The organism is Ensifer sp. BR816 (assembly GCF_000378985.1).
Lineage (GTDB): Bacteria > Pseudomonadota > Alphaproteobacteria > Rhizobiales > Rhizobiaceae > Sinorhizobium.
Genome location: NZ_KB905370.1, coordinates 1,296,086 through 1,309,146, shown reverse-complemented (window position 1 = coordinate 1,309,146; position 13,061 = coordinate 1,296,086). Strand labels below are relative to the sequence as shown.

Below are 13,061 nucleotides of genomic sequence, written 5' to 3'. Positions count from 1 at the left end.
GTCGAGAGACGAATGCGCGTTGTCGACACCGCGCCTCAATACTCAAGAGCGTCGTTTTGTTCGGACACGTCTGAAGCCGATTCGGTCGGGCGTTAACTCCGGATCGAGCTCGAGCTCATAGCCGAATGAGTACCATGCGTCATAATCACTTCGCGCTCCCGACGGCGGTGCCCAAGAGTGATCAACGACCCAGAACGAGTAGCCGCCGTTGACGTCAGTTGCAGCGATCCCGTGCTTTTCGGAAAGCCAGGACTTGAAGGCGGCACATTCACCCGACCAAATGTACTTGATTGCCCAGCCGTCTCTCCTCAACTTCGCGGCGATTTCCTCAAACTCAAGCGTGTCGAAATTCATCTGCTGTTTCCGTACCAGGCGGAGAAGTGATCGAGGTTTTGCGGAGTTCGCTGACGAGATGACGCGCCTTACCCCTGCAGCGCCGCGCCTAGCAGAACAAGCCCCAGAAACAGCACCAGCAGCGCACCGGCGATCTCGATGCCGTGGGAGAGGCGTGCCGCGGCGGACTGGCTGGAGGCATAGCGGAGCGCGAAGCCCTTGGCGGTGACGGCGAGGGTGGCGAGGATCGAGACGGTGATCGCGGTGCCGATCGACATGGCGAAGACCGAGAGGACGCCGCCGAGATAGAGGCCGTTCAGGAGCGCGAAGGACAGCACGATCAGGGCGCCGGAGCAGGGGCGCAGGCCCACCGCGATGATCGCCGACCAGGCTTCGCTGAGCGCAAAGCGATCGCCCTTCAGCAGCGCCGGGTCGGGTGCGTGGGCATGACCACAGGTGGCGCAGACCTCGCCGGCAGCATGCGCGTGGCCGTGATCGTGGTGGTGATCCGAATGATCGTGGTCGTGATGACCGTGATCATGGTGGCCATGATCGTGGTGGGCGTGGTCGCTGGCAGCCGGCCGCATCATCGACCGAAGCTTGCGGAAGACCAGCCAGCCGCCGAAGGCAGCGATCAGCGCATAGCTTGCAACCTCGAGCGAATGGGTTGCGCGCGTCATGTTGACGGAGGAGCCGCGCAGCACCAGGTAGACGGCGCCGATCAACAGGATCGCCACGACGCCCTGCACGATCGAGGAAAGGAACGACAGGAGCACGCCGCGTTTCAACTCCGTCTCGTTGGCGATCATGTAGGAGGAAATCACCGCCTTGCCATGGCCGGGCCCGGCCGCGTGGAAAACACCATAGGTGAAGGAAAGGCCGATCAGCGACCAGAGCTGCCAGGGGTTCTCGCGCATGCCCTTCAGCGCCCCGGTGAGCAGCCGGTAGAAGCTCTGCTGCTCCATGTTCACCCAGGCGAAAAACCCGCCGAAGACGCCCGTGGTCGGGATCGAAGGCTCGGCGGAGCCGATGCCGAGCGGCGATTGCGCCATGGCGACCGCCGCCGAAAGGGCCGCCAGCAGAAGGCCGGCGGCGAGCGGACCGCCGATCCTGCGCAGGTTCAGCATGTGACCTCGATCCTCGTTGCGAAGAGTTTCGACATGTCTGTCCCGGTCGGGTCGTTCCAGAAGGCGTCGGTGAGCGTGTCCTTGTTCTCGGCCAGCACCTCGTCCGGATCCGGCCGCACCACTTGATGCTGGCAGGCCTCGATCTTCTCGCCGACGACGATGAGGTCGTCGTCGGTCGGGAAGTCCATCGCCGTGTACATGGTCGGGTCGTAGACGCCGAAGGAGAGCTTGCCCTTCAGCGGCATCGCCTCGGCCGGCTTGACCGCGAACATCATCAGGAGTTGGTTGTCCTTGTAGTCGACCGTGATGCTGTCCGGCCTGTTCACCTTCACGGATTTTCCGTTGTCGGAGATCGTCGTGTAATAGTTGTATTCCGAAAGCGACTCGAGCACGGTTTGGCCGACCTCTTTCAACTCGTCCGGATCGAGCGTGGCGTTGGAGTTCTTGTCGAAGTCGAGCACGACGCTGGCCGAAAACAGCTCGTCGAACCGCCAGACGTTGCGCAACTCGCCAATGTTGCCCGTGTCGTCGGAGACGATTTCGAGCCGTGCCTCGGCGAAGATGTGCGGATGAGCGGCGGCGAGCCCGGGCGTCAGCAGGGTCGCAAGGCCGGCCAGGGCGAGGCGCTGTGTGTTCATGGGAATTGGAAATCCTTTTCGGCCGATGCGGACCGTGCGAATCGCCCCCGGAATGTACCGCAAATGGGACGGAATTGGGACTTGGCCAGGTAAACCGCCCGAAGCGCGGCGCGTTCATTGCGGCTTGCGGAACCAGCCATGCAGGAAATCGACGAATGTACGCACCTTCGTCGGCAGATAGCGCCGGTGCGGATAGATGGCATAGATGCCGCGGTCCTTGGGCAGGTAGTCGTCGAAGAGCGTCACGAGCTCGCCGGACTGGACCCTCGGCCGGGCGATGAAATCGGGGAGGACCGCGACCCCGATGCCCGTCACCGCGGCGCGGGCCGCGGCAAGCGGGCTGTTGACCTCGATCGGACCGCTCACCGGCACCGTGAACGGCGACCCGTCCGGCTCGACGAAACGCCAGTTCGAGTAGGACCGGCCGTTGGTGTCGAGGATGCAGGGTATCTTCGAAAGCTCGCTCGGATGCGCGAAGGGACCGGCCTTCGCCATGAAGTCCGGCGAGGCGCAGACCACCACCTGGAAATCGTCGAGCTTGCGGGCGATCAGCGTCGAGTCCTCCAGCCGGGTGATTCGGATCGCCAAATCGAAGCCTTCCTCGACGAGGTCGATGAAACGGTCGTCGGAGACGATCTCCAGCGACAGTTCCGGGTGCTGCCGGCCGAAGTCGATCAGCGACTGGCCGATCTCCGCGTCGACGAAGGTCCGCGGCACTGTGATTCGTAAGCGGCCGCGCAGGTCGGAATTGTTGGCGCGGACGAGATCGGCAAGATTGTCGATCTCCTTGAGGATTTCCGCGGCCGAGCGATAGTAGGTGTGACCGGCCTCGGTCAGCGAGAATTGCCGCGTCGTGCGATTGAGGAGGAGCGCGCCGAGCTCGTCTTCGAGTTCGCGGACATATTTCGACAGCAGCGCCTTGGATTTGCCGACGCGCCGGGCCGCCGCCGAAAAGCCCTCCGCGTCCACGACGTCGATGAAGGCGCGGATGCGGGTCAAGGTATCCATGATTCGTCTTTCTCTCTTATCGTGCGGGAGCCGGAAAACCTCCCTTCGGTTTCGCCACTTCGGGTGGCTCTACCGCGTGCAACCGCGTGGCGGCGATCGTTCATGGAAAGTGAACACTCGCGCCACGGCCCGGTCCAGAAAAAATTAGGGGCGAAGCGGAAAAAACTCTTGATTACGACAGTGATTTTTCTTACCTACGCCCTTGCCCAAAGTCGCACGTGCCTGTGGGTGTCCGCCGACCCTCGATTAGGTGAGGGTATCGGTAAGGTACCTGGAACTAACCCCTCCAGTCGCTATTCCGGCCAACCGGGAAATGCGAGGACATCTTGAAGCAACGACGGTGCGGGCCTTTCTGGTGTCTGCCGGCTCTCCAACAGCCGGGGTTACTGAAGAGGCACACCTTCATTGCCGGAAGTGCGGTTGGGTTATTCCCTCCAATCCATGGCAGACAAAGCCGAATCCTAGCCTTTGCGGGCTTCGATTCACCGTTACGCGCATTCGAGCGCATGCATGGTTCCGGGGTCTCCACCGGCTGGTTCCAGTGCAAGCGCGCGTATGCCCTTTGTCCTCCACAGTCGTGGAGTCTAATGGATCGGGGAATACAGCCATGACCACCGCACGCATCATCGACTTCCTCAACACCCGACGACCCGAAGGCCCCTGCCTCGTTGTCGACCTCGACATCGTGCGCGACAATTTCAAGGCCTTCCGTCATGCGCTGCCCGACAGCGCCATCTACTACGCCGTGAAGGCCAACCCGGCACCGGAGATCCTGCGCCTGCTCGCCGGTCTCGGCTCCAACTTCGATTGCGCGTCCGTCGCCGAAATCGAGATGGCGCTCGATGCTGGCGCGACCCCGAGCCGCATCTCCTATGGCAACACGATCAAGAAGGAGCGCGACATTGCCCGCGCCCACGCGCTCGGCATCAGCCTCTTCGCGGTCGACAGCCATGAGGAAGTCGAGAAGGTCTCGCGTGCCGCTCCTGGCGCCCGTGTCTTCTGCCGCGTGCTGACGGACGGCGAAGGCGCCGAATGGCCGCTGTCGCGCAAGTTCGGCTGCGTGCCGCAGATGGCCGTAGACGTGCTCGTCTATGCCCATCAGCTCGGCCTCCTCTCCTACGGCGTGTCGTTCCATGTCGGCTCGCAGATGACGAAGCTCGACGCCTGGGATGCGGCGCTTGCCGATGCCAAGCGCGTCTTCGTGCAGCTTGCGAAGCAGGGCATCGAGCTCAAGATGGTCAACATGGGCGGCGGCTTCCCGACGAAGTATCTCCGTGACGTTCCGTCGGCCGAGGCCTATGGCCAGGCGATCTTCGGTGCGCTGAAGAAGCACTTCGGCAACAACATTCCGGAGACGATCATCGAGCCGGGCCGCGGCATGGTCGGCAATGCAGGCGTGATCAAGGCGGAAGTCGTTCTCGTCTCGAAGAAGTCGGACAATGACAGCCACCGCTGGGTGTTCCTCGACATCGGCAAGTTCGGCGGTCTCGCCGAGACGATGGACGAGGCGATCCGCTATCCGATCCGCACGGCGCGCGACGCCGACGCGATGGAGCCCTGCGTGCTGGCCGGCCCGACCTGCGATTCGGCCGACGTGCTCTACGAGAAGAACATGTACCCGCTGCCGATCTCGCTGACGATCGGCGACGAGGTTCTGATCGAGGGCACCGGCGCCTACACGACCACCTACTCGGCCGTCGCCTTCAATGGCTTCGAGCCGCTGAAGGCCTATGTGATCTGATCCTGCCTGCTCCCGCTTTCCCGCGGGAGCGGCGACTTCACAATCATCCTTGGTCCGCCTGAAGCGGTTTTGATGACGGGAGGCCCCGATGGCCGCTGTTGTTGACACCTTGCGCGCATTCTTCGCGCCGTCCACCTTTGTGATCGATGCCGAAAATCCGGGCGACGTTGTCGCACGGGAAAACCTGCTCGACCGGGCCATGGGTCCCGGCCGCAGCAGGAAGTCTTCGGAAAAGCTGCGCCGCGGCCGCGTGCCGGCCGAGGGGCTTGCCCTGGTCGCCCGCGACGCTGACGGCCACGTTATCGGCACCGTGCGCCTCTGGAACGTCGAGGCGGGCGTCAGCCGCGAAGGGCAGGCCGTGCCGGCGCTGCTTCTCGGACCGCTCGCAGTCGACCCGGCGCATGAGGGCAAGGGGATCGGCGGCACGCTGATGCGCGCGGCGATCCAGGAAGCCAAGAGCCGCGGCCACGGCGCGATCCTGCTCGTCGGCGACGCACCCTACTACGAGCGCTTCGGCTTCTTCGCCGCGCGGACGCAGCATCTCGTCATGCCCGGTCCGTTCGAGCGAAACCGTTTCCTGGCGCTCGAGTTGAAAGAGGGCTGGCTCGACGGCGCCGCCGGCATGCTCGTCGCCAGCGGCCGCAAGCTCGCTTTGCCGCCGCTCAAGCGCGCCGCCTGATTTTTCCGCCTCTCACCCTGCGGAGGCGGATCACGAACAACGCTCCTGCCGCGAGGCAGGAGCGTTGTCGAGTTTTGCGAGGCCGTGTCAGCTGGTGGCGCGACGATAGAATGCCAGCGAACCGGCAAGCGCCAGCAGCGCGCCGCCGCAGACGCGATCGAGCCAGATCGCGCCGGAGCGCTTCAGGAAGCGCACCGCCTGCGAACCAAGCAGCGCATAGCCGAACATCACCATGAAATCGATCGATGCGAAGACGACGGCGAGCACGGCGTATTGCGGCAGCTGCGGCAGCGCCGGGTCGATGAACTGCGGCAGGAAGGCGGAAAAGAACAGGTAACCCTTGGGATTGGTGACGGCGACGAGGAAACTCTTCAGGAAAATCGAGCGCGGCGTGCTCACGCCGGCGCCCTGCGGCTCCTGCGAGATATCCAGCGTACCGTGGGAGCGAAGCAGTGTGAGGCCGAGGAAGGCGAGGTAAGCGGCACCCGCCCACTTGACCACCGAGAACCAGAACTCGGATGCCGCCAGCAGCGCGCCGAGGCCGAGCGCCACGGCACCGATCAGCACGAAATCCGAGAGCACTGCACCGATCATTCCATAGCCGGCGGCGCGGACGCCAAAGCGCGATCCGTTGGTCAACGCCAAGAGCACGGTCGGGCCCGGTGTCGCGATGCCGATGAAGGCGACGGCGGCGAATGCTAGGATGGCTATCTCGTTCATGACAATCTCCTCTCGCGACCCACAGTCGTTCCATATCTTCGAAGGCGCTGCAACGAGGAATTGCGTGGTTCTGGCAGCGTCAGCATGCAATGCTGAAGCCGCTGCATTTGACAGCGCGCGTCGCTTCGCCTAAGGACGCGGCGGGCGAGGGCCCCTGCCGTCCGCGAGCGTCAAGCTTTGGTAAAGTCCCTCTACTGCATGATTCCTTAAATCGGGATCGATTTAAGGAAAAAATCATGCAGCAATTCAAAGTGCTACAGCGACCTTTGCGCGTCTAATTAGACGCGCGGCGCTGTAGTCGACTCGGTCACGCCGCGAGGCATGCGAACCGGTGGCAATGCGGACTCCCATCCGAATGAGCGCATGCCGCAGCAGGAGACCCTGTCAATGACGCATGGATCGCGCACACTTCCATCCCTGGACACCCTCAAGGACCAGGCCAGACGCCTGCGCGCCCGGCTTTCCGCCGAAGGCGAACAGGTCGGACATTCGAAATCGCTCGAGCTGATCGCCGCGCAATACGGCTATCGCGATTGGAACACGCTGCACGCAGCGGCCGGCAACCGGCCGCCATTCAACCCGTGGATGCTCGGCCCGCGGGTGAGGGGCCATTATCTCGGCCAGCCCTTCGAGGCCGAAATCCTCTCGGCCCAGGCCCTGACCGCGAAGGCGGGCCACTACCGGCTGACATTCAAGTTCGACGTTCCGGTGGATGTCGTCACCTTCGAAAGCTTCTCGGCCTTCCGGCGGAGGGTGACGGCAACGATAGACGAGAGCGGCCGGACGATTGAGAGGACCTCGAACGGCCGCCCGCATCTGGAGGTTGAATGGTGAGGGTTAGCGGGGGGATGGGCCTCATCCCCTGCTGCGTCCTTCTCCCCGCAAGCGGGGCGAAGGACTCGCGGCGTCCTCCCCGCTGGAACGGCTAGAGGGCATTTCTCCAACACTGTGAGGCGGCTACCCCGCCAGATCCACCACGCCGCAATCGCCGGCGGCCGAGCCGAAGGCAAGCTGCCGGCCGCTTCGGTTCCAGGCCATGGCGGTGATCGCGCCCTTGCCGGGGCGGCGCAGTAGCACTTCCTTGCTGTCGGCGAGACGGGCGGCGAGGATCATGCCGTCCTCGTAGCCGATCGCGACGATATCCTCGGCCGGATGACAGGCGACCGTCGTCACCATCGTGTTGCCGCGGGTGCCAAGCTCGAGGGGCGCCTTGCCCATCGGCCCGTCCTTGCCCTGGAACGGCCAGACGATTGCCGCCGGCGCGCCCGCGGACGCGAGCCACTTGCCCTTGGCCGACCAGGAAAGAGACTTCACCTTGGCCGGGTAACCGGTCATGCGCATATGCCGCGCCTCGGCGCCCGGCTTCGTATCGAGCTTCCATCCATGCAGCGCATTCTCCTGCATGGAGGTGACGACGAAGCGGCCGTCAGGCGAGAAGGTCACGCCGGTATGGGCGCCCTTCCATTCGAGGTCGACCGGCTGGCCGGCGATTCCCACCCAATGCAGCGATACGCCATTGTAACGCGCAACCGCGATGCGCAAGCCCTTGGGGGCGAAGGCAATGCCCTCGACGGTGCGCTCCTCGGTGAATTCCTTCGTAGTCCCGTCGGCAAGGCGGACATAGCTCGTCTTGCCGAAAGCATAGGCGACCGCCCGCTGCGGACCGGCGGCCACCTGAGAAATCCATTTGCGCGGCGTCTCGGCGACGTGGCTCGCCGTTCCGTCGGCCGAAACGCGCATCACCTTGCCGTCCTCGCCGCCGGTCAGCAGCGTATCGGTTGCCTCGTCATAGGCGAGCGAAAGCAAGCCGTCATGCAGCTCGGTGGTCTTGTGGCCGAGATCGAGGCGATGAATGGTGCCGGCGGCCCCGGCGAAGAAGGGAATGTCCTTCAGAAAGGCGACGCCGACGACGTGGCCTTCGAGATCGAGCGGAGCGACGGTCGGCATCAGATACTCGGGCTTTCTTCTTTCAGCATGATTTCATTCGGAGGGGCGGATCTGCACGGTATGACCCGTGGTGCTCCAGGATCATGCCTGGACTTCACAGGCCTTGAAGGTGCGCTCGAGCTTCTCGCGATCGAGGTCGCGGCCGATGAAAACGAGCCTGCTCTCGCGCTTCTCGCCCTCTTTCCACGGCCGCTGGTGGTCGCCCTCGATGATCATGTGCACGCCTTGCACCACATAGCGCTCGGCGTCGCCGGCGAAGGCGATGATGCCCTTGAGGCGCAGGATGTTCGGTCCGTCCGTCTGGGTGATCTTCTGGATCCAGGGGAAGAAGCGTTCCGGATTCATCTCGCCGCCGCGCAACGAGATTGACTGCACCGTCACGTCGTGAATCGGCGACGGAGCATGATCGTGGTGATGATGGTGATCGTGGTCATGATCATGGTGGTGATGGTCATGACCGTGATGATGGTGGTGATGGTCGTGATCACAGTCAGGGCCGCAGACGTGGTCGTCGTGTTCGTCCTGGTCGAGGAAATGCGGGTCGTTCTCCAGCGCCCTTTCGAGGTTGAAGGCGCCCTGGTCGAGCACCTTGCCGAGATCGATCTCCGAGCGCTGCGTCCGGTAGATGCGGGCGGAGGGATTGATGACGCGGACCGTCGCCTCGATGCGCTCGAGTTCTTCGGGCGTGACGAGGTCGGTCTTGTTGAGCAGCACGACATCGGCAAAGGCGATCTGGTCTTCCGCCTCGCGGCTGTCCTTCAGCCTGAGCGGCAAGTGCTTGGCATCGACGAGGGCCACGACGGCATCGAGCTCGGTCTTGGCACGCACGTCGTCATCCATGAAGAAGGTCTGCGCGACCGGCACCGGATCGGCAAGGCCGGTGGTCTCAACGATGATCGCATCGAAACGGCCGGGACGGCGCATCAGCCCTTCGACGACGCGGATCAGGTCGCCGCGCACCGTGCAGCAGACGCAGCCGTTGTTCATCTCGTAGATTTCCTCGTCCGACTCGACGATCAGGTCGTTGTCGATGCCGATCTCGCCGAATTCGTTGACGATGACCGCATATTTGCGGCCGTGGTTTTCGCTGAGGATGCGGTTGAGAAGCGTCGTCTTGCCGGCGCCGAGATAGCCCGTGAGCACGGTGACGGGGATCGGCTTCTGCGTGGTCGTGTCTGTCATGGGAGCCTCGAGGATTGGCGATGCACCGCGGGCATCTTATGTCGGGGTTTCATATAGGAGATGACGCAGCGATGCGCAAATGCGCGGCGCGCCTTTTCGCCGCCGCCGGCCGCTCAGGAAAAGTCGCCGACGTCGAAGGCCTGCACATCCTCAAGCAGTTCGATGATGCCACCGACTGCATGGCCGAGAAGGGCTTCGCCGCGCTCCGCCGTGGCGGCGGCCGCATTGCCGGCCACGCCATCCGGGTTGAGGTCCGACATCTTCCAGCCGAAGGCATGCGGGCCATAGGCGCGCAGATGCTTGAAACGCCGCTGGAACTCGCTCTGGCGGGAGGGGAAATGGCGGGCCCTCGCCATGTCGACCTTTTCCGGGTGGAGCGCCAGCATCACCGAAGTTTCGATGTCGCCGCCATGGATGTCGATCGCGTTGTCCTCGGCGCTGATCCAGCCCTCCGGCTGCCCGAAACGGGTCCAGCTCGTCGCGACCGCGAGCATGCCGAAGCGCACCCTGGCTTCGGTTGCAACGATCGTCGTCAGCGGCGAATTGCCGCCATGCGCATTCAGCAGCACCAGTTTGCGGATGCCGAGCCGGCCAAGGTCTTCCGCGGTGCCGAGCCAGCGCGCGATCGCTTCGTCATAGGCAAGCGTCCGGGTTCCGGCGACGTCCATATGCTCGATCGAGTAGCCGACCGGCTCTGCCGGCAGGAAGGTCGCCGGGAGGTCACGGGGCAGCCTTGCAATGACACGATCGACGATACCCTCGGCGATCAGCCGGTCCGTTTCGAAGGGCAGGTGCGGGCCGTGCTGCTCCTCAGCGCCAAGCGGCAGAACGGCGATCCAATCCCGCCGCTCGGCGGGTGCAAGTGCGGCGGGATTGTCGGCCCAGCGGGGCTTCGGCAGCGACATTTCTGTTCGGTCCTCCGCATCGATTGTCGTAAAATCGTTATTTGAGTCATACAGTTCGTAATCTCAAGCTGTATTGCTATAAAGGCAGTGTACGGGATTCGGCCGGAGGTCCAATGGGCAAGAAGAGCAAAGCCGAAAAGAAGGGCAGGAACGGCAAGAGGAAGGACGAGATCGTCGTCGAGGCGCATGACCATGATCTGGCGTCAATGCTTGTCCAGGCTGCCCGCTCGATGCGCACGGTGCTTTCCCGCAACCTCGTTGAAAGCGGCCTTTACGCCGGCCAGGACGGCGTCATGCTGGCCTTGGCAGAAACGGACGGCCTGACCGCCGGCGCGCTCGCGGCGAGGCTCGGCGTCAAGGCGCCGACGATGACGCGCACGATCGGCCGGATGGAAGCCCAGGGCTTCCTCGAGCGCCGGCCGGATGAGGACGATGCGCGGCTGACAAAGGTCTTTCTGACGGTGCCGGGGCGCGATCGCCTGCAGACGATCGCCGAAGCCGGCCAGCATTCCGAAAAGCTCGCCACGCGCGGATTGACCGACAAGCAGGTGCGCACGCTTCTGAAACTGCTGCGCGCCGTCGATAGCAACCTGCAGGCGGCGCGTGCCGCCGATTGACGCGTGGGTTTAGCGCACTTCCCGATTGCAGCGGCGATTTAAACAGTTTAAAGAGGGTTTAAAACGGGCCGAGACGATCCAAGGGCAACGGGGGGCACGGTGGCGCAGAAGGTCAAGCTTTCGACAATCGCGGAAACACTCGGCCTTTCGACGGCGACGGTATCCCTGGCATTGCGAGACAGCCCGCTCGTGGCGATCACCACCCGCGAGAAGATCAAGGAGCAGGCGCGCGCCCTCGGCTACATCTACAATCGCCGCGCCGCAAGCCTCAGGACATCGCGCTCGGGCATCATCGGCGTCGTCGTGCACGACATCATGAACCCCTTCTACGGCGAGATCCTCAAGGCGATCGAGGCGGAACTCGATCGCGACAAGCAGACATTCATTCTCTCCAACCACTACGATTCCGTCGAGAAACAGCGCGATTTCATCGAGACGCTGCTGCAGCTCGGCGGCGACGGCGTCATCATGTCGCCGGCGATCGGCACGCCGCCGGAGGATATTCAGCTCGCCGAGGACAACGGCATGCCAGCGATCCTGATCGCCCGTTCGATCGAGGGTCTCGACGTGCCGATCTTCCGCGGCGACGACGCTTACGGCATCGCGCTTGCCACCAACCATTTGATCGGCCTCGGGCACCGCTGCATCGCGATGGTCGGCGGCACCGACCAGACCTCGACGGGTCGCGACCGCTACCAGGGCTATGTCAACGCCTTGCGCAAGGCGAATATCGAGGTCGATCCGAACCTGCGCCTTCCGGGTCCCCGCTCGAAGCAGGGCGGTTTCGAAGCTGCGGTTCATCTTCTGTCGCTGCCGCAGAAGCCGACGGCGGTCGTGTGCTGGAACGATCTGGTGGCGATCGGCATGATGAACGGCATTGCCCGCGCCGGCCTCGTGCCGGGCGTCGATATTTCCGTGACCGGTTATGACGATCTCGAGGAAGCCTCGATCGCCACGCCGGCCCTGACGACCGTCTGGAACGGCCAGACGGAAGTGGGGCGCAGCGCGGCGCGCGCCCTTCTCGACAGGCTTTCGGGCAGCCACGAGCCCGATGGCATCCATCTGATCAAGCCGGAAATGCGCATCCGCCAGTCGACCGGTCCGCTCCGCGTAACGGCTTGATCCTTCCTCGCGAGTCGGAACAGGATGCGGGAAGCGATCACCCGTATTCTTCGTCATGCTCCGGAAAGGGAAACTCGATGAGCCGTCCTAGAATTCTCGTGCCCGGCAAGATCAACCCGCGCGTCCTCGAACGGCTGCCGGAGATGTTCGAGACGGTGCGTATCGAGCGCGCCGATGCGGCGCTGGCGACGGAAGACATGGCGGATGTTGCCGGCATTGCCGTCTCGGGGAGCTTGCCGACGGAATTGATGGATGCATTCCCGAGGCTCGAAATCGTCGCCAATTTCGGCGTCGGCTATGACGGCGTCGATGCCGCCCGCGCGGCGGCGCGCGGCATCGTCGTCACCAATACGCCGGATGTGTTGACGGAGGAGGTCGCCGATACGGCGATCGGGCTGCTCCTCAACACGGTGCGCCAGCTGCCGCAGGCGGAGCAATGGTTGCGGCAGGGCCGATGGGCGCGCGACGGTGCCTTTCCGCTATCGCCACTGTCACTGCGCGGCCGAAAGGTGGGGCTCTTCGGCCTTGGCCGGATCGGCCTGGCGATCGCCCGCCGGCTGGAGGCGTTCCGCGTGCCGGTCGCCTATCACACCCGGTCCCCACGCCAGGAATTGCCCTTCGCCTATTATCCGAGCCTGTTGAGCCTGGCCGAAGCGGTCGATACGCTGATCGTGATCGTGCCGGGGACGCCGAGCACCGCGAAGGCCGTCAATGCGGACGTGTTCGCGGCCCTCGGACCGCAGGGGGTGGTGATTAATGTCGGCCGCGGCTCGACGCTGGACGAGGCCGCCCTCATCGCGGCGCTCAAGAGCGGCATTATTGCCGGCGCAGGGCTCGACGTCTTCGAGAACGAGCCGCATGTGCCCGAGGCGCTGATTGCCCTTCCGAACGTTTCGCTGCTGCCGCATGTCGCGTCCGCATCGGTCGTCACCCGCAATGCCATGGCCGACCTGGTCGTCGACAATCTCAAGGCCTGGTTTTCGAGCGGAAAGGCCCTGACCCCGGTCGCCGAGACGCCGTTCGAGCGCAAAGCTCGATAGGC

At 63.9% G+C, this 13,061-nt stretch carries 14 protein-coding genes; 6 read left to right on the top strand and 8 right to left on the bottom strand.

Annotated features, from left to right (window positions below):
• Positions 1-42 precede the first annotated feature (42 nt).
• The 4 genes from RHIBR816_RS0106290 to RHIBR816_RS0106275 form a co-directional block, all read right to left on the bottom strand.
• The gene (locus tag RHIBR816_RS0106290; protein WP_018235686.1) at positions 43-354 is read right to left on the bottom strand and encodes a hypothetical protein; all 312 of its coding nucleotides are present in this window, start codon (positions 352-354) and stop codon (positions 43-45) included.
• A gap of 68 nt (positions 355-422) precedes the next feature.
• Positions 423-1,460: a nickel/cobalt transporter gene (locus tag RHIBR816_RS0106285; protein ID WP_018235685.1), complete on the bottom strand. Its 1,038-nt coding sequence runs from the start codon at positions 1,458-1,460 to the stop codon at positions 423-425.
• On the bottom strand, positions 1,454-2,098 hold the full coding sequence (locus RHIBR816_RS0106280) for a DUF1007 family protein (RefSeq protein ID WP_018235684.1): 645 nt from the start codon (positions 2,096-2,098) through the stop codon (positions 1,454-1,456). The genes RHIBR816_RS0106285 and RHIBR816_RS0106280 overlap by 7 nt, the downstream gene beginning before the upstream one ends.
• Positions 2,099-2,212: 114 nt before the next feature.
• Positions 2,213-3,106, bottom strand: coding sequence for a LysR family transcriptional regulator (locus RHIBR816_RS0106275; protein ID WP_018235683.1), 894 nt, complete (start codon positions 3,104-3,106; stop codon positions 2,213-2,215).
• Positions 3,107-3,713: 607 nt separating this feature from the next.
• Here RHIBR816_RS0106275 and odc2 point away from each other — a divergent pair.
• On the top strand, positions 3,714-4,847 hold the full coding sequence (odc2, locus tag RHIBR816_RS0106270; RefSeq protein ID WP_018235682.1) for an ornithine/lysine decarboxylase: 1,134 nt from the start codon (positions 3,714-3,716) through the stop codon (positions 4,845-4,847).
• A gap of 88 nt (positions 4,848-4,935) precedes the next feature.
• Positions 4,936-5,526, top strand: coding sequence for a GNAT family N-acetyltransferase (locus RHIBR816_RS0106265; protein ID WP_018235681.1), 591 nt, complete (start codon positions 4,936-4,938; stop codon positions 5,524-5,526).
• A gap of 87 nt (positions 5,527-5,613) precedes the next feature.
• On the opposite strand, the gene RHIBR816_RS0106260 is transcribed toward RHIBR816_RS0106265, so the two are convergent.
• Positions 5,614-6,246 (bottom strand): LysE family translocator, encoded by a 633-nt coding sequence (locus RHIBR816_RS0106260; RefSeq protein WP_018235680.1) that lies wholly within the window; start codon positions 6,244-6,246, stop codon positions 5,614-5,616.
• A 387-nt stretch (positions 6,247-6,633) separates the two neighbouring features.
• On the opposite strand from RHIBR816_RS0106260, the gene RHIBR816_RS0106255 reads away from it, so the two are divergent.
• A complete protein-coding gene (locus RHIBR816_RS0106255) occupies positions 6,634-7,080 on the top strand; it encodes a glyoxalase superfamily protein (protein WP_018235679.1) in 447 nt (148 codons plus the stop codon).
• Positions 7,081-7,203: 123 nt separating this feature from the next.
• Here RHIBR816_RS0106255 and RHIBR816_RS0106250 read toward each other — a convergent pair whose 3' ends face one another.
• The 3 genes from RHIBR816_RS0106250 to RHIBR816_RS0106240 all read right to left on the bottom strand — a co-directional run bounded on the left by RHIBR816_RS0106250 (position 7,204) and on the right by RHIBR816_RS0106240 (position 10,280).
• Positions 7,204-8,193 carry a WD40 repeat domain-containing protein gene (locus RHIBR816_RS0106250; RefSeq protein ID WP_018235678.1) on the bottom strand — a complete coding sequence of 330 codons (990 nt, stop codon included), beginning with the start codon at positions 8,191-8,193 and terminating at the stop codon, positions 7,204-7,206.
• Between the two features lie 81 nt (positions 8,194-8,274).
• Entirely contained in the window at positions 8,275-9,375 is a 1,101-nt protein-coding gene (locus tag RHIBR816_RS0106245; RefSeq protein WP_018235677.1) for a GTP-binding protein, read from the bottom strand.
• A gap of 113 nt (positions 9,376-9,488) precedes the next feature.
• The gene (locus tag RHIBR816_RS0106240) at positions 9,489-10,280 is read right to left on the bottom strand and encodes a creatininase family protein (RefSeq protein ID WP_018235676.1); all 792 of its coding nucleotides are present in this window, start codon (positions 10,278-10,280) and stop codon (positions 9,489-9,491) included.
• A gap of 113 nt (positions 10,281-10,393) precedes the next feature.
• Between RHIBR816_RS0106240 and RHIBR816_RS0106235 the strand changes: the two genes are divergently transcribed.
• The 3 genes from RHIBR816_RS0106235 to RHIBR816_RS0106225 all read left to right on the top strand — a co-directional run bounded on the left by RHIBR816_RS0106235 (position 10,394) and on the right by RHIBR816_RS0106225 (position 13,059).
• Complete coding sequence (locus RHIBR816_RS0106235) at positions 10,394-10,897, top strand: MarR family winged helix-turn-helix transcriptional regulator (RefSeq protein WP_018235675.1); 504 nt, start codon at positions 10,394-10,396, stop codon at positions 10,895-10,897.
• A 99-nt stretch (positions 10,898-10,996) separates the two neighbouring features.
• Positions 10,997-12,019 (top strand): LacI family DNA-binding transcriptional regulator, encoded by a 1,023-nt coding sequence (locus tag RHIBR816_RS0106230; RefSeq protein ID WP_018235674.1) that lies wholly within the window; start codon positions 10,997-10,999, stop codon positions 12,017-12,019.
• Between the two features lie 77 nt (positions 12,020-12,096).
• Positions 12,097-13,059 carry a 2-hydroxyacid dehydrogenase gene (locus RHIBR816_RS0106225; RefSeq protein WP_026186700.1) on the top strand — a complete coding sequence of 321 codons (963 nt, stop codon included), beginning with the start codon at positions 12,097-12,099 and terminating at the stop codon, positions 13,057-13,059.
• Positions 13,060-13,061: the final 2 nt, after the last annotated feature.